The following is a 16,157-nucleotide window of genomic DNA, read 5'->3' as shown; positions in this document are numbered from 1 at the left end:
CATGATCGAAAGCATCCGTAAAATGTGGAAGATCGGGGAACTCCGCAAGAAGATCCTCTACACCTTCTTTATGCTCGTGCTTTTCCGTCTTGTCGGTGTCATTCCAGCACCCGGTGTGGATGCAGTGAAGGTTATGGAAGCTATGAAGCAGAATGCCTCCACCCTGCCGCTGCTGGAGCTGGTCAACATGATGACCGGTAACAATTTTGAACAGATGACCCTGATGGCTATGGGTATCACGCCCTACATCAACGCCAGCATTATTATGCAGCTGCTGACCATTGCCATTCCCGCCCTCGAGCGGCTGAGCAAGGAAGAAGACGGCCGCCAGAAGATCAACCGGATCACCCGGTATGTGACGATCGGCCTGGCTGCACTGCAGGCGATCGGTCTGGTCCGCAGCCTTGGCTTCATCAAGGCTGGCTGGCTGAACTACGTACTGGTCGGCGTCAGCATGGCCGGTGGTACCGCCCTGGCGATGTGGATCGGTGAGCGGATTACCGAAAAGGGAATCGGAAACGGCATCAGCCTTCTGATCTTTGCCGGTATCATCTCCAATATCTTCAACGGTATTGTGAAGAACTTCCGTACCGCTTCCACCACCGGACTGACTTCCGCATGGATCAATCTGGTTGTGGTGCTTGCCACCTGCATCCTGATGACTGTCGTCGTAACCTTTGTTGAACTGGGCGAGCGCAGGATTCCCCTGCAGATCGCCAAGCAGGTGAAGGGCCGCCGCGTTTACGGCGGACAGAACACCCACATGGGCCTGAAAGTGGTCTCCGTCGGCGTTCTTCCCCTGATCTTTGCTTACTCCTTCCTGGCATTCCCGGGAACGATTGCCCAGCTGATTGACAAGAACAGCGGCTTTGCCAAGTGGTGTGAACAGAACCTGAGCAATAACAACGGAATCAGCTATGTTTACCTGATCCTGTCCTCCCTGCTCATCATTGCTTTCACCTTCTTCTATTCTTCCATCAGCTTCGATCCCAAACAGCAGGCTGAACAGCTGCAGCAGCAGGGTGCTGTTATCCCCGGACAGCGGGGCAAGAACATCCGGCAGTATCTGCAGAACATCATGAACCGCCTGAACCTGTTTGCGGCTTTCTTCCTGGCTATTCTGGCCGCTATCCCCACGCTTCTGATGAAGTGGGCCGGCGTGACGAATATCCCCTTTGCTGCCAGCTCCATCCTGATCGCTGTGAGCGTCGCTCTCGAAACCGTCCGGACTATCCAGGGCGAGATGAGCGTCCGCGGCATCGACATGGATATGGATGGATTTATGTAATTGCTCCGGCAGTTCCATAAACCCAATGAATGGAGTAATGATATGAACATTATCTTCTTAGGGCCTCCAGGGGCCGGTAAGGGCACACAGGCGCAGCGCATCTGCGACGCGCTGAAGATTCCGCAGATCTCCACCGGTGATATTCTCCGGCGGGCGATCAAGGAAGGTACAGAAACCGGTATCAAGGCGAAGAGTTTTATCGACGCCGGCAAACTGGTTCCGGACGAAGTTATCATTGACATCGTCAAGGAACGCCTTGCCATGGATGACTGCAAAGACGGTTATATCCTGGACGGCTTCCCGCGTACCGTTCCCCAGGCGGAAGCCCTGAGCACCTTCGCTACCATCGACAGCGTTATTGAGCTGGCGGTTGATGACCAGGTGCTGGTAGACCGGCTGAGCGGACGCCGGGTGTGCCTGAAGTGCGGCGCTACCTATCACGTCAGCATGCTGAACGGTAAAACCACCTGCGACAAATGCGGTGAGGAACTGATCCAGCGGAACGACGATAAGGCCGAGACCGTACTGAGCCGCCTGGAAGTGTATCATGCCCAGACAGCCCCGCTGATCAATTATTACGGACAGAAGGGCCTGCTCAAAACGATCCCCGGAGATCAGGGCATTGATGGTATCTTTACAGCGATCATGAACGCTTTAGGAGCAAAGGCATGATCAGCCTGAAGAATCCGAATCAGATCGCAAAGATGCGCGAAGCAGGGAAAATCCTTCGTGAGGTGGAGGATGAAGTCCGCCTGGCAATCAAGCCGGGCGTGACAACCGCGGAGCTGGATATCCTGGCCGAAAGGCTGATCCGGAAAAACCACGCGATCCCTTCCTCCCTTCATTACGAAGGATATCCCTGCAGCATCTGCGCGAGTATCAATGATGAGGTTGTGCACGGTATTCCCAGTGACCGCAGGGTACTGAAAGATGGAGACATCATTTCAGTTGACTGCACACTGCTGCTGGACGGCTGGCAGGCAGACTCCGCTTTTACAGCGGGTGTCGGAACGATCAGCGCGGAAGCGGAGAAGCTGATCCGGGTAACCGAGGAATGCTTCTGGAAAGCGGCCAGGCAGTGCATTGCCGGCAACCGGCTGGGTGATGTGGGCCACGCGGTCCAGGCCCATGCCGAAGCAAACGGGTTCACACCGATCCGGGAATTTACCGGACACGGTATCGGCAGGGAGATGCATGAAGATCCCGCCGTATACAACTTTGGTGAACCCGGTCATGGAATGAGACTTCGCAAGGGCATGGTCATTGCGGTCGAACCCATGATTGCCGCAGGCAACTGGCGGCTGACGATCGATGATGACGGCTGGTGCGCACGCACCGCTGATCACAGTTTGACGTCACATTACGAGCACACCATTGCCATCACGGAAGAAGGGCTTCCGGAAATCCTGACCCTTCCCGGCTTTACCTGGGAGGAATAAGGATGAAGGAACCTTTCAGCTTTGAACCCGGCAGGGTAGTGGAAAGCGCGCAGGGAAGGGATAAGGGACACTGCTTCCTGATCCTGGAGAACGCGGCCGAAGGCATCGTCATGATCGCCGACGGACTCCACCACAAGCTGGGAAACCCGAAGAAGAAAAAGACGAAACATCTGCGCGCAAAACCGGTGCTGCTGGACCTGAAGGCTTTGCGGCCGGAAGGCGGAGCGCTGCAGGACAGTGACCTGAGAAGGGCGCTGGAAGTAAACGGTTTTGCCGAGAAACGCTCGCTGCGAGAGGGGGACTGAGTTTGTCCAAGAGCGACGTAATCGAAATGGAAGGCAAGGTTATTGAAGCTTTGCCCAACGCCATGTTCCAGGTGGAGCTTCAGAACGGCCACCAGATCCTGGCGCATATCTCCGGAAAGATGAGGATGAATTTCATCCGGATCTACCCCGGTGACAAGGTAACGATTGAATTATCGCCCTATGATCTGACCAGAGGCCGGATCACCTGGCGCAGCAAGAACTGATCCTGAAAGAGGAGGGTACAACGATGAAAGTTCGTCCGTCTGTAAAGCCGATCTGCGAAAAGTGCAAGATCATCAAGCGCAAAGGCCGCGTGATGGTTATCTGCGAAAATCCCAAGCATAAGCAGAAGCAGGGCTGAGCAACCGAAACCCGTGTCCGGTACGTCCGGAACGGGTTTTTTTGTTCGCCTTTACGGCTTGGAATGATTATGTTACAATTATCCTGGAAAAGGAGGGAGTGCCATGTACAGACGATATTCCCAGGTAGGGGAAGGCGCCGTGCCTCTTTCGCAGGTTAACCGGAACAGGATCAAAAACATTGTCATCCTGTTATTGAGTGTTGCGCTGATTGCCCTGCTGATCATCAGCTTGCCGATGATCAAGGATAAGGGAAATATCCGCACGCAGTATATCATGCAGCTCCGGAGGGAATGCCAGGAAGCATATAACAACACGCAGACACTGAGCAGGACCGCCGGGGCCGATTCGGCTGAGATCCTTGCGAGTGTCAGAAGCAATATTCACGCGATGCGCGTTGTCAACAATCTGAGCGCCAACAGCGGAAACGGATTCCTTGTGGATGACTCACGCCTGGCATCGCTGCTCAGCACGGTGGAAGAATATATGGGTATCCTGACAACCGGTATGGAAACAGGCCAGTATGTGACCAGCCTGTCCACAAACCTGGCAGACATGCAGGCTGCAATCAGCAACCTGGAATAAAAAACAACAGAAGCGGGGGTCCCGCTTCTTTTTATGCCTGAAAGAAAGGGGGAGACGGCAGTGATCCGATGGAGTGAAAAGCTGGAAGAGAAGATCCGGATGCTACCGGACTCTCCCGGATGTTACCTGATGAAGAACGCGGCAGGCGAGATTATCTACGTGGGCAAGGCGGTCAACCTGAAAAACAGGGTGAGGAGCTATTTCCGCGATACAGCCCATACACCCAAGGTGGCGGCAATGATCGCCCATATCGATGATTTTGACATCCTGCTGTGTGAAACCAACCTGGAAGCGCTGATCCTGGAATGCAACCTGATCAAGCTTCATAAACCCTATTACAACATCCTGCTGAAGGATGACAAACACTATCCTTACCTGAAGGTCGATATGCGGCAGCCGTTCCCCCGGCTGGAGCTGTGCCGGAAAATGGAGAAGGACGGCGCCCGGTATTTCGGACCGTATATCGGTGCCAATGCCGTCCGGCAGGTGATTGAAGCCGTCCGCGACGTGTTTCCGATCCGCTCCTGCACACAGACGCTGCCGCCTAAAACCCTGAAACGCCCCTGCATGAACTATGATATCGGCCGGTGCCTTGCCCCATGCGCGGGAAAGTGTACGGAAGAAACATACCGGGAGATGATGGAGGGAGTCCTGAGTTTCCTGGGCGGGGATTATGAGGGTGTCCTGAAAAAACTGAAGAAGGATATGCAGGACGCGGCCGCGGCCATGCGGTATGAAAAGGCGGCGGCCATAAGGGATAAGATACGTGACGTGGAAGGCCTCATGGAGCGGCAGATCGCCCTGCGGACAGACCGGAGCGAGCAGGACCTGATCGCCCTGGCGCAGGACGGACTGGACGCCATGATCCAGATCCTGTACGTCCGGGGCGGCCGGATGGTAGGCGGGGATCACTTTGCCCTGCCGCGGGAAGGCGGCGAGGAACCCGGAGAGATCATCGCCTCCTTTATGACCCAGTATTATGAACAGGCCGGACTGATCCCCCGGAACGTGCTCTGCGAGACGCTGCCGGAGGGTGCCGTTGAACAGCTGGAAGCCTGGCTGCGGGAAAAGAAGGGTTCCGCGGTGACCGTGGCAACACCCCGGCGGGGAGAAAAGCACGAACTGGTGCTGCTGGCTGCGAAAAACGCGAAAGATGCCCTGCTGAAGCGGAATGCAAGGCGCACCATTCACGAAGAACGCACAGTGGAAGCGGCAAAGAAGCTGGGACAGATCATCGGCATGGACCGGTATCCCCGGCGGATAGAAGGCTATGATATATCCAATACCCAGGGTGTCCAGAGCGTGGCGGCGATGGTTGTGTTCATTGACGGTGAACCGGCACGGAAGGAATACCGCCATTTCCGGATCAAAACAGTGGAGGGAGCAAATGACTTTGCCTCCCTGTATGAAACCCTGAGCAGGCGTTACGCGCACGCTGCACGTGAAAAAGAAGAAGGTACGGAGAAAGGGAAGTTTACGGACCTGCCGGACCTGATCCTGATCGACGGCGGCCCCCAGCAGCTGCGCTTTGCCAGGCAGGCAATCCTGGACCTGGGAATAGAACCTCCGGCCATGTTCGGCCTGGCGGAAAGGCTGGAAGAGATCTGGCTGCCGGACGCGGAGGAACCGATTCTGCTGGATCACCACACCCCGGAACTCCAGCTGGTGCAGCGGGTCAGAAATGAAGCTCACCGCTTCGGCATTATCCATCACCGGACGCTGCGGGGCAAGGCTTCCATTCATTCACAGCTGGAAGATATCCCCGGTGTCGGACCGGCAAGGCGGAAGGCGCTGCTGAAGGCTTTTGGCAGCCTGAAGGCTATCCGTGAAGCGGATCCGGATGCCCTGGCTGCCGTTCCCGGCATGAACCGCGCAGCAGCGGAAGCGGTTCGGGCCTGGGCGGAAAAATAAAGGTTGCCATAGGGCCTGAATCCATGAGATAATAATTTGTTGATATATTCATAATTCATAATTCATAATTATGAATGGTCAACGGATGCCCGGATGGTTCTGTGACAGACCGATCAAGAGGGAATTGTCAGGTGAACCGGGCATACACAATATCATTATGAATTATGAATTGGTTTTCGAGGGGGTTCTTTTCATGGCTACCGCGCTTTGGGTGAAGACAATCCGGCACCACAGGACAGACCTGCAGACAACGGTGGCCTGCACCCGGGCGGACGCTCATGCGGCTCTTCACGACGCGTGCCATGAACTGGACCTGCCGGAACCCATCTGGCTGGACAAAAACGAGCGGGAATGGGAAGAATTCGGAATGACCCGCTTTATGCCGGATGCTTTCTTTGAAACGGTTCCTTTTGAACGGCTGGAAATTGAGTACATTGATCCGGACGCCCCGAAGAAAAAGAGCAGGGATCCGAGGAATGCCTTCTAGTTCAATTCAGAATTCAGAATTCATAATTCAGAATTATTGGTTAACATCTGAGCATAGCAGAGACTGCGGACGGAGAACAGGAAGCAGGGAGAAATGATGGAAAAGAAAGTTTATGAGCTGATAGACAGCTATCGGGATGCCTACACGGAAATGCTGCAGCGCTGGATCCGTGTCCCTTCCGTGAGAAGCGACGCGGAAGACGGAGCGCCTTTCGGCCGGGATGTCCGGAAGATGCTGGACACAGCAATGGAAGATGCCCGTTCACTGGGATTTCCGGTGCGGGATTTTGACGGATACGCCTGTGACGTGACCCTGGGAGACGCGGAAGAAAAGATCGCGGTACTGGGTCACCTGGATGTGGTTCCGGTGGGAGACGGATGGACAAAGCCGCCTTTTGAGGGACTGATCGAGAACGGCCGGATGTATGGACGGGGCACCAACGATGATAAAGGCCCAGCCCTGGCATCTCTCTTTGCCATGAAGGCAATCAAAGAGGCCGGTATTCCGCTGAAAAAGAGCATCCGGCTGATCCTTGGCTGCGATGAGGAAAGTGAATGGCAGGATATGGCCTACTACGGCGCTCATGAGCAGATTCCGGATGTCGGTTTCAGCCCGGACGCCAGTTTCCCGCTGATCAACACGGAAAAGGGAATGCTGGTCCTGGCAGTGTTTGCCCCCGTTTCCCAGAGCGGCCTGAAGATCCTGGAACTGTCCACCGGAGACAGGGTCAACGTGATCCCGGGCGAATGCCGGGCCCTGGTGGAGGGGAATGAGGATACCGCCGCACAGGTTCGGGCATACGCGGAAAAGACGGGGCTGCCTTATACGGCTGAAGTAACGGACAAGGGTGTGTGGCTGAAGGCTGTCGGCATTCCCGGACACAGCGCTTATCCGGAAGGCAAACGGAACGCTATCGGCATGATGCTCCTGCTGCTGAAGGAACTGGGAGCGGACGGACCGATTGCAACCCTGGCGGATAAGGTCGGAATGGAACATGACGGACGGAGCCTGGGCTGCGCCTGCAGGGATGAGATCTCAGAGGAACTGACCTGCAATATGGGCATCCTGAAGCTGGAGAACGGCAAATGGTTCTGTACCCTGGATATGCGCTGCCCGGTGACCGCGGACCAGGAAAAGCTGAAGGAGTCGGCAATCGGCAATCTGCAGGGATTCGAGGTTTACATCGGAACCCAGAAGCCGCCGCATCATGTGCCGGCGGAGAGCGAGCTGGTGAGCAGCCTGCTGGCTGCCTATGAAGAGGAAACAGGCCTGGAAGGGAAACCCATGTCCACCGGCGGCGGAACCTATGCCAAGGTGCTGAAACAGGGTGTGGCCTTCGGGGCGCTCTTCCCCGATGAGGAAGACCTGGCGCATCAGGCGGACGAGTATGAGGAAATCGACCGGCTTATGCTGGCGATGAAAATATACGCAAATGCACTGATCCGGCTTGCAGCCGAATGAACAATGAACAATTAACAATGAACAATTATAGTTACTGATTCGACGAGAGCATACAGGAGAAGGATAACATGATTACAGTAAGCAACGTATCACTGACATTCGGCGGGCAGAAGCTGTTTTCCGGCGCGGACCTGAAATTCCTGCCGGGCAACTGCTACGGCATTATCGGCGCGAACGGTGCCGGTAAATCCACCTTTCTGAAGATCCTGAGCGGTGAGCTGGAACCCACGACCGGTTCCGTGACTGTTCCGCCCACGGAGCGCATGAGCACCCTGAAACAGGACCAGTTCATGTATGATGCCTATCCGGTTCTGGATACGGTCATCATGGGCAATCAGCGCCTGTATGACATCATGAAGGAAAAGGATGCGCTGTATGCCAAGCCCGACTTCAGCGAAGCGGACGGCGAGAAGGCGGCGGAGCTGGAAGGCGAGTTCGCTGAAATGGACGGCTGGAACGCTGAAAGCGACGCGGCCACGCTGCTGACAGGCCTTGGTATTCCCGCGGAAGAGCATACGATGCTCATGTCCGAGCTCCAGGCCGGCGACAAATTCAAGGTGCTGCTTGCCCAGGCGCTTTTCGGCAATCCGGATATCCTGCTGCTGGACGAACCGACCAACAACCTGGATAACCGCTCCGTGGCCTGGCTGGAGGACTTCCTGATGGATTTCCCGGGCACCCTGATCGTGGTCAGCCATGACCGGTGGTTCCTGAACAACGTGTGTACCCACATCGTGGATATCGACTACAACCAGGTGAAACTGTATGTCGGCAACTATGACTTCTGGTATGAATCCAGCAAGATCATGCAGGCCCTGATGAACGACCAGAAGAAGCGCCGCGAGGATAAAATCCGCGAACTGCAGGCCTTTATCCAGCGGTTCTCCTCCAACAAGTCCAAGGCCAAGCAGGCCACCAGCCGCCGCAAGCTGCTGGATCAGCTGACCATTGAACAGATGCCGGCTTCCAGCCGCCGCTACCCCTGGGTCGCCTTTACCCCGGACCGTGAGGCGGGCAAGGACATCCTGCAGGTGACGAACCTGAACTACACACAGGACGGCGTGCAGCTGCTGAAGGATGTTTCCTTCCTGGTGACCAAGGGCCAGAAGATCGCCCTGGTGGGCAATGAGCAGGCCCAGACAGCGCTGTTTAAGATCCTGGCGGAGGAAATCCAGCCGGACAGCGGTACGGTGAAGTGGGGCGTAACGATTTCCACCAGTTATTTCCCCAAGGACAACAGCAAGTTCTTTGACGGCTGCGACCTGAACATGATGCAGTGGTTTGCTCAGTATTCCCCGGAACAGCTGGAAACCTACATGCGCGGCTTCCTGGGCCGGATGCTCTTCAGCGGCGATGATGTGTACAAGCCTGTGAGCGTACTCTCCGGCGGCGAGAAAGTGCGCTGCATGCTGAGCCGGATGATGCTTTCCGGAGCGAATTTCCTGATGCTGGACCAGCCCACCAACCACCTGGACCTGGAATCCATCACAGCTGTGAACAACGGCCTGATCAATTTCCCGGGCAATGTGATTTTTACAAGCCAGGATCACCAGTTTATTTCCACGATTGCTGACCGGATCATTGAAATCAAGCCGGACGGCACCATTGCGGACTATCTGTGCAACTATGAAGAGTATCTGGAGAAGATGAAGGAAACGTTTGCACAGGGGAAGTAACTGTGATATACTGTCAAATGAATGTTTTTTGACGGACAAATCACCACAGGAGGAAAGGATTCCATGAAATACGGTCATTTTGACGACAAGGCGCGGGAGTATGTCATTGATACGCCGCGGACTCCGTATCCCTGGATCAACTATCTCGGATGCGAGAAATTCTTCGGCATTATCAGCAATACAGCCGGCGGCTACTGCTTCTACCGTGACGCAAGACTGCGCCGGATCACCCGTTACCGTTACAACAATATGCCGATCGACAACGGCGGCCGGTATTTCTACATCAATGACAACGGCACTGTCTGGAACCCCGGATGGAAGCCTGTGAAAACAGAGCTGGATGAGTATTCCTGCCGCCACGGCATGGGCTATACGATCATCACCGGCAAAAAGAACGGCCTGAAAGCCTCCCAGAAGAGCTTTGTGCCCATGGGCTATGACGCAGAAGTGCACCAGGTGACCCTGACCAACGAAGGGGATACCGCCAAGGACGTCATCCTGACCAGCTTCGTGGAGTTCTGCCTGTGGAACGCGCAGGACGACATGCTGAACTTCCAGCGCAACTTCTCCACCGGTGAGGTGGAAGTGGAAGACGGTGTTGTCTATCACAAGACTGAATACCGCGAACGCCGGAATCATTATTCCTTCTATGCTGTCAATACGCCCGTGGACGGTTTCGACACCGATATGGAAACCTTCCTGGGCATGTATAACGGTTTTGAAAACCCCCAGGCGGTTATGACCGGAAAGATGGGCAATTCTGTCGCCTCCGGCTGGCAGCCCATGGCGGCTCACCAGATCAAGGTACACCTGGAAAAGGGTGAAGAAAAGAAATTCAACTTTGTTCTGGGTTATGTGGAGCTGCCCGTTGAGGAAAAGTGGGAAAAGAAGGGCGTTATCAACAAGAAGCCCGCAAAGGCCATGCTGGCCGCCCTGTCCTCCGATGAACAGGTGGATAAGGCCTTTGCCCAGCTGAAGGCTCACTGGGATAACCTGCTGAGCGCCTACACACTGACCTCTTCCGAAGAAAAGCTGAACCGGATGGTCAACATCTGGAATCCTTATCAGTGCATGGTAACCTTCAACATGAGCCGGTCCACCTCCATGTTTGAGAGCGGTATCGGCCGGGGTATGGGCTTCCGTGATTCCAGCCAGGACCTGCTGGGCTTTGTGCACCAGATTCCGGAACGGGCCAGGGAACGTATTCTGGATATCGCCGCGACCCAGTTCCGCGACGGCGGCTGCTACCATCAGTATCAGCCCCTGACCAAGAAGGGCAACAACGACATCGGCGGCGGCTTCAACGATGACCCGCTGTGGCTGATCGCCGGTACGGCTGCCTATATCAAGGAAACAGGCGATTTCGGCATCCTGGATGCCGCCACGCCCTATGACTGCAATCCGGATGACTGCGGCACGCTGCTGGAGCACCTGGAAGCCAGCTTCATGCACGTGGTGAACAACCGCGGACCGCACGGCCTGCCGCTGATCGGCCGCGCCGACTGGAACGACTGCCTGAACCTGAACTGCTATTCCGATACGCCGGATGAAAGCTTCCAGACCTTCTCCAATCCCAACGCGCCGGATGAGCGGGTTGCGGAATCCGTGCTGATCGCCGGCATGTTTGTGTCCATCGGACCGGAACTGGTGGCGATCGAACGCCGCAGGGGCAACAACGACAAGGCGGATGCCTACCAGAAGGATATCGACGCCATGACCGCCGCCATTGAAAAGGACGGCTGGGACGGCGAATGGTTCGTGCGCGCCTATGATGCCATGGGCAACAAGGTCGGCAGCAAGGAATGTGAGGACGGCAAGATCTTCATTGAATCCCAGGGCTACTGCGTGATGGCCGGCGTCGGCGTGAAAAACGGCATGGCTGAGAAGGCGCTGGAGAGCGTCCATAACATCCTGGAAACCGAGCACGGTATCGTGCTGCTGCAGCCGGCTTACAAGGAGTATCACCTGGAGCTGGGTGAAGTGAGCTCCTACCCGCCGGGATACAAGGAAAATGCCGGTATCTTCTGCCACAACAATCCCTGGATCATCGCGGCGGAAACCGTGGTGGGCCACGGCGACCGGGCCTTCGACCTGTACAGCCGGATCGCTCCCGCCTGGCGCGAGGAGATTTCCGACCTGCACAAGCTGGAGCCCTATGTTTACAGCCAGATGATCGCCGGCAAGGACGCGAAGAACTTCGGACAGGCCAAGAACAGCTGGCTGACCGGTACCGCGGCCTGGAACTTCTACGTAATCAGCAATTACATCCTGGGCGTGAAGCCCGACTGGGACGGCCTGAAGATCGATCCCTGCGTGCCCCACACCTGGGACGGCTACAAGGTGAGCCGCCGCTTCCGCGGAGCTATGTATGACATCGAGATTAAGAATCCCTCCCATGTCTGCCGCGGCGTGAAGCAGGTTACCGTTGACGGAAAGGAAATCAGCGGCAATGTGCTGCCTGCCTTCGGCGACGGAAAGACCCACAAGGTTGAGGTTGTCCTCGGATAATCTGAATATGAATCAAGTCCCCCTGTTCCGGTAAGGAACAGGGGGACTTTTTTTGCCGCACACAAAACGGAACCGCCGGAGTACGGCGGTCCCGAAAAAAGGAGTAGGTGTTGTCCCTGATAGTTTATTTAGCCATGTAGGCGTCCAGCTGGGCATTGGCTTCGTTCAGGTAAGCTTCCATGCCGGCAGCGTCCAGAGCGCTCAGGAAGGCAGGCAGTTCGGAGTCAGGATCAACCGCGCCGCAGTCCAGGGCGAGGGCATACTGGGCGGCAACGTTGCCCAGAGCAGCCATTTCATTTTCAACGGGGGTGTTGTCGAACACGAAGCCCAGGGAAGGAATGCCCTTCGCACCGGCGTAGTATTCCTGGAAGGACTTCCGGAATCCCTTGCCTTCATCAGCGGTATCGGGCAGGATGGTGACGTTGCCGACGCCGTTGGTCCAGGGGCTGTAGGTGGCACGGGCATCCGCGTTGAAGACGACCAGGCCTTCATCGTTAAGGGTGTAGTGGATGCCTTCCACGCCGTAGTTCATCAGGGTCATGAGGGTCGGGTCGCTGTTCAGCAGAGCCAGGAACTTGAAGGCTTCTTCCGGATGCTCGGAAGCGGAGTTGATAGCCATCATGGCACCCTGGGAAGCGGTGGTGTCCACATAGGGATCGGTGCAGGGCACGAATTTGATCTCGGCGCCGCGAGCCAGCACCTCGGCAGAATATTCATAACCGAAAGCGTAGGACTGGGTTCCGATCAGGTAAGAAGCGTCCTTCTGGTGGTTGGTGCGGCAGTCATTGGAGGTTTCACCCACGGACAGGGCGGGATCAATGTAGCCGGCTTCGTAGTACTTGTGCATCTGATCCACGAAAGCTTTGTATTCGGGAGTGGCGAACTTGTTAACGAGTTTGTTTCCATAGACGCCATCAGCGGAAACATCTTCAGGATTCAGGTACAGGGAGAGGAGGTTGGTGGAACCGGCGTCACCGGCAACGATGATGGAGTTGGTGACCATACGCTCGGCAACCATGGGCTCCACGAGGAAGGGGTAGAAGCTGTCGCCCTTGACTTCCTTGGCCTTGGCGAAGATCTCGTCCCAGCCGAAGAATCCCTTGGCCATCAGATCGTCCACGGTGTAACCCAGTTCGGTCAGCAGGGTGACGTTCACGTCCCAGGTGTTCTGGGTAGCGGTGTCTTTGAAACCGTTGACGGCGTAGATGCCCTTGCCTTCAGCGCCTTCGATGGTGGCGGCCTGCATCAGGCTTTCCGGGATGGCGGCTTTCAGGTCGGCACCGTACTTTTCGATCAGGTCATCCAGCTTGAGGAAGTAACCCTTCTTGGCATAGCTGTTGTACTCGTCAGAGCTCCAGGAACAGGTGAAGACGATGTCCACATCCTTGTCGCCGGAGGTCAGGGCATTGACGGCTTTCTCGTCGAAGTCGCCCCAGGTGCCCCAGATGACTTCCAGTTTCGCGCCGACTTTGTCAGCGATGTATTCGTTGACTTTTTCCAGCACAGCGCTGTCATCGGTTACGTTGGAACCATGGAACATGATGGTGATGGTGGGCAGATCATCAGCCGCGGCGAAGCTGCACACGGAGAGGACCAGTGCCAGGGTCAGAATGAGAGACAGGAACTTTTTCATGGTTATCCTCCTTATTTTCAGCACCTGTCCGGTGCTGAGATTCTATATTTTTAAGGGCTGGACCCTTAAATTACCTTGTGATGAATGAACCTTTTGATTTTCAGGAACTGATGTTCCTGAAATTTCCGCAAGCTCAATCGGCGCGACTGCCTTCCACAATCTCAGTCGGCACAGTGGGTTTTGCTGACGCTTCAACCCACTGTTTGCTTCGATTGACTCGTTCGGGTCACTTCCGCTTTCAGCGGACAGCCCACTGGGCTGCCGTTTCCCTCGCTCCCCAGACAGCTCGCTTGTTTCGCTTGAATTCACATCCGATGAGATTTCAGACATTGTCTGTCATCGGATGTTCATCCTTTTACCGAGCCGATGGTCAGACCTGCGATGACGTACCGCTGGAAGAAGGGGTATGCACAGGCAATAGGAACCACGATGAACACCACGAGGGCCATTTTCAGGGACTGGGAAGGCAGCTGTGCCGCAGCCTTGGCGGCATCCGCCCCCAGCATGGAGGAGTTCTTTGCAAGGAAGTCCGCGTTACGCTGCATCCGCATGAGCAGATACTGGAGAGGCATGATTTCCATGTTCTTATTCAGGTACAGCAGGGAAAGGAACCATTCATTCCAGTATCCCAGCGAGACCAGCAGGGCGATGGTCGCGATGCCGGGCTTGACCACCGGCAGGACAATCCTGACCAGGGTGGAGTACTCTCCGCTGCCATCAATGGTGGCTGCCTCGATCAGCTCATTTGGCACTGTGGTCTGCAGGAAGGTGCGCATGATGATGACATTGAAGGGGCTGAAGAGCATGGGAACGATCAGGGCAGCGTAGTTATCGCTGAGGCCCAGGACGCTCTTGCAGATGACGAAGGTGGGGACAAGGCCGCCGCCGAAGATCATCGTAAAGAAGCTGAGGAAGTTGAAGAAATTCCGGTGGCGGTAATCCCTTCTGAACAGGGGATAGGCATACAGTACAGTCAGGGCTACGCTCAGGGTTGTACCGATGATAGTGATCAGGAAGGAGTTGAAGTAGCTTCTCCAGAGCGCGTTGCCCAGCTTAAAGGTGTAATCAAATGCCTGGGTGCTCCAGGAAAGCGGCGTGAAGGAGTAACCTATCTGCCGGATGCTCTCTTCGGAAGAGAAGGCGATGATAACCACAAAGAGGAAGGGAATAATGCACATCAGGGCGAAGAGTGCGAGCACCACATGGAAGGCGGTCTGGGTTCCGGAACCGAAACGGTTCAGGGAGAAGGAACCGGCTTTTATTTTTTTCCGAGGAGAAGATTTGGCGATCGTTGTCATTTTTATATCCCTCCTCAGAACAGGGAGCTTTCCGCGTCGATCTTCCGAACCAGCGTGTTGGCACCGACGATACAGATCAGGCCGATGGCGCTCTGGAGGAAACCCGCGGCGGAGCTCATTCCCAGGTTGTGTGTGTTGGCGTAAGCCCGGTAGACATAGGTGTCAACCACCTGGGTGACCGGGTACAGGGAACCGGAGTTCTGGGGCACGTTATAGAACAGGCCGAAATCCGCATTGAAGATCTTGCCGACATTCATGATCAGCAGGATGACGATCATGGGGCGGATACCGGGCAGGGTCACGTGCCAGATCTGCTGCCACTTGGTGGCGCCATCGACAGCTGCCGCTTCATACTGGGTGGTGTCAATGCCGGTGATGGCGGCGAGGTACAGCACTGACGAATACCCCAGGTTCTTCCACAGGTTACAGATGGTAAGGATCAGCGGCCACCAGGTGGTGTCGTGGTAAAAGTTGGCGGCTTTTTGTCCGGCGGCTTTCTGCATGAAGGGAATCATACCGCTGGTAGGATCCAGGAAGGCCAGGACGAAGTAGCTGGCAACGACCCAGGACAGGAAGTAGGGGAAGAACATCAGAGTCTGGTAGGTCTTGGCCATGAACCGGGAGGTCAGCTCGCTCATCATAATGGCGAAGGCCACGGAGATGATCAGACCCAGGATGATCCACAGGATGTTATAACCCAGGGTGTTGCGGATCATGATGCCGGTGTCGGGGGATTTGAGAAATTCGAAGTTCTTCAGGCCCACCCATTCGCTCCGGACGATATTGTTCCAGAAAGTGTTGGGGCGGAAGGCCCGGTAGTTTTTAAACGCGATCACAATACCGAACATGGGCAGGTAACGGATCAGCAGCAGCCAGATGGCACCGGGAAGCATCATGGTGGTCAGCCAGAAGGTCTTTTTCCTGGAAGTGACGCTTCCGTTTCCGATCCGTCGCTTACCGGCGTTTGATTGAATTGCCGTCATACTATTGTTCTGCTCCTTTCCCGCGATGTCCGATCTGGTAATTGAATTCTATAAAACAGACATCCAATCTGTCATTATCTCCGTTTGTTAATTCTTGACTCCGGTTGTTGTGTTGGCAAAGACGGACAATTGCATCCAATAAATGCCTTGATCCGACGGGGTGGATGGCTTCCGGGGAAAGAAGAAGGACGCCAATCCAAGACAAAAAATGACAGGCCTGTTCC

15 protein-coding genes are annotated in these 16,157 nt (G+C 55.6%); 12 read left to right on the top strand and 3 right to left on the bottom strand.

Features of this window, described 5'->3' with window-relative positions; all coding sequences use genetic code 11:
* Position 1 precedes the first annotated feature (1 nt).
* From secY to JYE50_RS08305, 12 genes are all read left to right on the top strand, one after another.
* On the top strand, positions 2-1,288 hold the full coding sequence (gene secY / locus JYE50_RS08360; RefSeq protein WP_084095091.1) for a preprotein translocase subunit SecY: 1,287 nt from the start codon (positions 2-4) through the stop codon (positions 1,286-1,288).
* Positions 1,289-1,330: 42 nt separating this feature from the next.
* Positions 1,331-1,960, top strand: coding sequence for an adenylate kinase (locus tag JYE50_RS08355; protein ID WP_084095090.1), 630 nt, complete (start codon positions 1,331-1,333; stop codon positions 1,958-1,960).
* Positions 1,957-2,727: a type I methionyl aminopeptidase gene (gene map, locus JYE50_RS08350; protein WP_084095089.1), complete on the top strand. Its 771-nt coding sequence runs from the start codon at positions 1,957-1,959 to the stop codon at positions 2,725-2,727. The genes JYE50_RS08355 and map overlap by 4 nt, the downstream gene beginning before the upstream one ends.
* Before the next feature lie 2 nt (positions 2,728-2,729).
* Positions 2,730-3,032, top strand: coding sequence for a KOW domain-containing RNA-binding protein (locus tag JYE50_RS08345; RefSeq protein WP_084095088.1), 303 nt, complete (start codon positions 2,730-2,732; stop codon positions 3,030-3,032).
* A 2-nt stretch (positions 3,033-3,034) separates the two neighbouring features.
* Positions 3,035-3,256, top strand: coding sequence for a translation initiation factor IF-1 (infA, locus tag JYE50_RS08340; protein WP_084095087.1), 222 nt, complete (start codon positions 3,035-3,037; stop codon positions 3,254-3,256).
* Between the two features lie 23 nt (positions 3,257-3,279).
* Entirely contained in the window at positions 3,280-3,393 is a 114-nt protein-coding gene (gene rpmJ, locus JYE50_RS08335) for a 50S ribosomal protein L36 (RefSeq protein ID WP_025434559.1), read from the top strand.
* Positions 3,394-3,496: 103 nt separating this feature from the next.
* Positions 3,497-3,976, top strand: coding sequence for a hypothetical protein (locus tag JYE50_RS08330; RefSeq protein ID WP_084095086.1), 480 nt, complete (start codon positions 3,497-3,499; stop codon positions 3,974-3,976).
* A gap of 60 nt (positions 3,977-4,036) precedes the next feature.
* Positions 4,037-5,887 carry an excinuclease ABC subunit UvrC gene (gene uvrC, locus JYE50_RS08325; RefSeq protein WP_179138252.1) on the top strand — a complete coding sequence of 617 codons (1,851 nt, stop codon included), beginning with the start codon at positions 4,037-4,039 and terminating at the stop codon, positions 5,885-5,887.
* A 193-nt stretch (positions 5,888-6,080) separates the two neighbouring features.
* The gene (locus JYE50_RS08320) at positions 6,081-6,374 is read left to right on the top strand and encodes a hypothetical protein (protein WP_084095084.1); all 294 of its coding nucleotides are present in this window, start codon (positions 6,081-6,083) and stop codon (positions 6,372-6,374) included.
* Positions 6,375-6,467: 93 nt separating this feature from the next.
* Positions 6,468-7,835 (top strand): dipeptidase PepV, encoded by a 1,368-nt coding sequence (gene pepV, locus JYE50_RS08315; RefSeq protein ID WP_084095083.1) that lies wholly within the window; start codon positions 6,468-6,470, stop codon positions 7,833-7,835.
* A gap of 68 nt (positions 7,836-7,903) precedes the next feature.
* On the top strand, positions 7,904-9,511 hold the full coding sequence (locus tag JYE50_RS08310; protein ID WP_084095082.1) for an ABC-F family ATP-binding cassette domain-containing protein: 1,608 nt from the start codon (positions 7,904-7,906) through the stop codon (positions 9,509-9,511).
* Between the two features lie 63 nt (positions 9,512-9,574).
* Entirely contained in the window at positions 9,575-12,019 is a 2,445-nt protein-coding gene (locus JYE50_RS08305; protein WP_084095081.1) for a glycoside hydrolase family 94 protein, read from the top strand.
* A gap of 124 nt (positions 12,020-12,143) precedes the next feature.
* Here the strand turns inward: JYE50_RS08305 and JYE50_RS08300 are convergent, their stop codons facing one another.
* The 3 genes from JYE50_RS08300 to JYE50_RS08290 all read right to left on the bottom strand — a co-directional run bounded on the left by JYE50_RS08300 (position 12,144) and on the right by JYE50_RS08290 (position 15,933).
* Entirely contained in the window at positions 12,144-13,652 is a 1,509-nt protein-coding gene (locus JYE50_RS08300) for an ABC transporter substrate-binding protein (RefSeq protein ID WP_084095080.1), read from the bottom strand.
* Positions 13,653-13,999: 347 nt separating this feature from the next.
* Complete coding sequence (locus tag JYE50_RS08295; protein WP_084095079.1) at positions 14,000-14,950, bottom strand: carbohydrate ABC transporter permease; 951 nt, start codon at positions 14,948-14,950, stop codon at positions 14,000-14,002.
* Between the two features lie 14 nt (positions 14,951-14,964).
* Positions 14,965-15,933 (bottom strand): ABC transporter permease, encoded by a 969-nt coding sequence (locus JYE50_RS08290; RefSeq protein WP_084095078.1) that lies wholly within the window; start codon positions 15,931-15,933, stop codon positions 14,965-14,967.
* Positions 15,934-16,157 lie beyond the last annotated feature (224 nt).

Origin of the sequence: Aristaeella lactis (assembly GCF_018118585.1) — a bacterium.
In the GTDB taxonomy this organism is placed as follows: Bacteria; Bacillota; Clostridia; order Christensenellales; family Aristaeellaceae; genus Aristaeella; species Aristaeella lactis.
The sequence above is the reverse complement of the archived record's forward strand: the minus strand, read 5'-3'. Positions and strand labels throughout refer to the sequence as shown.

Excerpts from the sequence above, each read along its gene's own strand:
- JYE50_RS08305 (WP_084095081.1), top strand. The coding sequence starts at position 9,575 with ATGAAATACGGTCATTTTGACGACAAGGCGCGGGAGTATGTCATTGAT.
- secY (WP_084095091.1), top strand. The coding sequence starts at position 2 with ATGATCGAAAGCATCCGTAAAATGTGGAAGATCGGGGAACTCCGCAAG.
- pepV (WP_084095083.1), top strand. The coding sequence starts at position 6,468 with ATGATGGAAAAGAAAGTTTATGAGCTGATAGACAGCTATCGGGATGCC.
- rpmJ (WP_025434559.1), top strand. The coding sequence starts at position 3,280 with ATGAAAGTTCGTCCGTCTGTAAAGCCGATCTGCGAAAAGTGCAAGATC.
- JYE50_RS08355 (WP_084095090.1), top strand. The coding sequence starts at position 1,331 with ATGAACATTATCTTCTTAGGGCCTCCAGGGGCCGGTAAGGGCACACAG.
- JYE50_RS08290 (WP_084095078.1), bottom strand. The coding sequence starts at position 15,933 with ATGACGGCAATTCAATCAAACGCCGGTAAGCGACGGATCGGAAACGGA.
- JYE50_RS08345 (WP_084095088.1), top strand. The coding sequence starts at position 2,730 with ATGAAGGAACCTTTCAGCTTTGAACCCGGCAGGGTAGTGGAAAGCGCG.
- JYE50_RS08300 (WP_084095080.1), bottom strand. The coding sequence starts at position 13,652 with ATGAAAAAGTTCCTGTCTCTCATTCTGACCCTGGCACTGGTCCTCTCC.
- JYE50_RS08320 (WP_084095084.1), top strand. The coding sequence starts at position 6,081 with ATGGCTACCGCGCTTTGGGTGAAGACAATCCGGCACCACAGGACAGAC.
- JYE50_RS08330 (WP_084095086.1), top strand. The coding sequence starts at position 3,497 with ATGTACAGACGATATTCCCAGGTAGGGGAAGGCGCCGTGCCTCTTTCG.
- map (WP_084095089.1), top strand. The coding sequence starts at position 1,957 with ATGATCAGCCTGAAGAATCCGAATCAGATCGCAAAGATGCGCGAAGCA.
- JYE50_RS08310 (WP_084095082.1), top strand. The coding sequence starts at position 7,904 with ATGATTACAGTAAGCAACGTATCACTGACATTCGGCGGGCAGAAGCTG.
- JYE50_RS08295 (WP_084095079.1), bottom strand. The coding sequence starts at position 14,950 with ATGACAACGATCGCCAAATCTTCTCCTCGGAAAAAAATAAAAGCCGGT.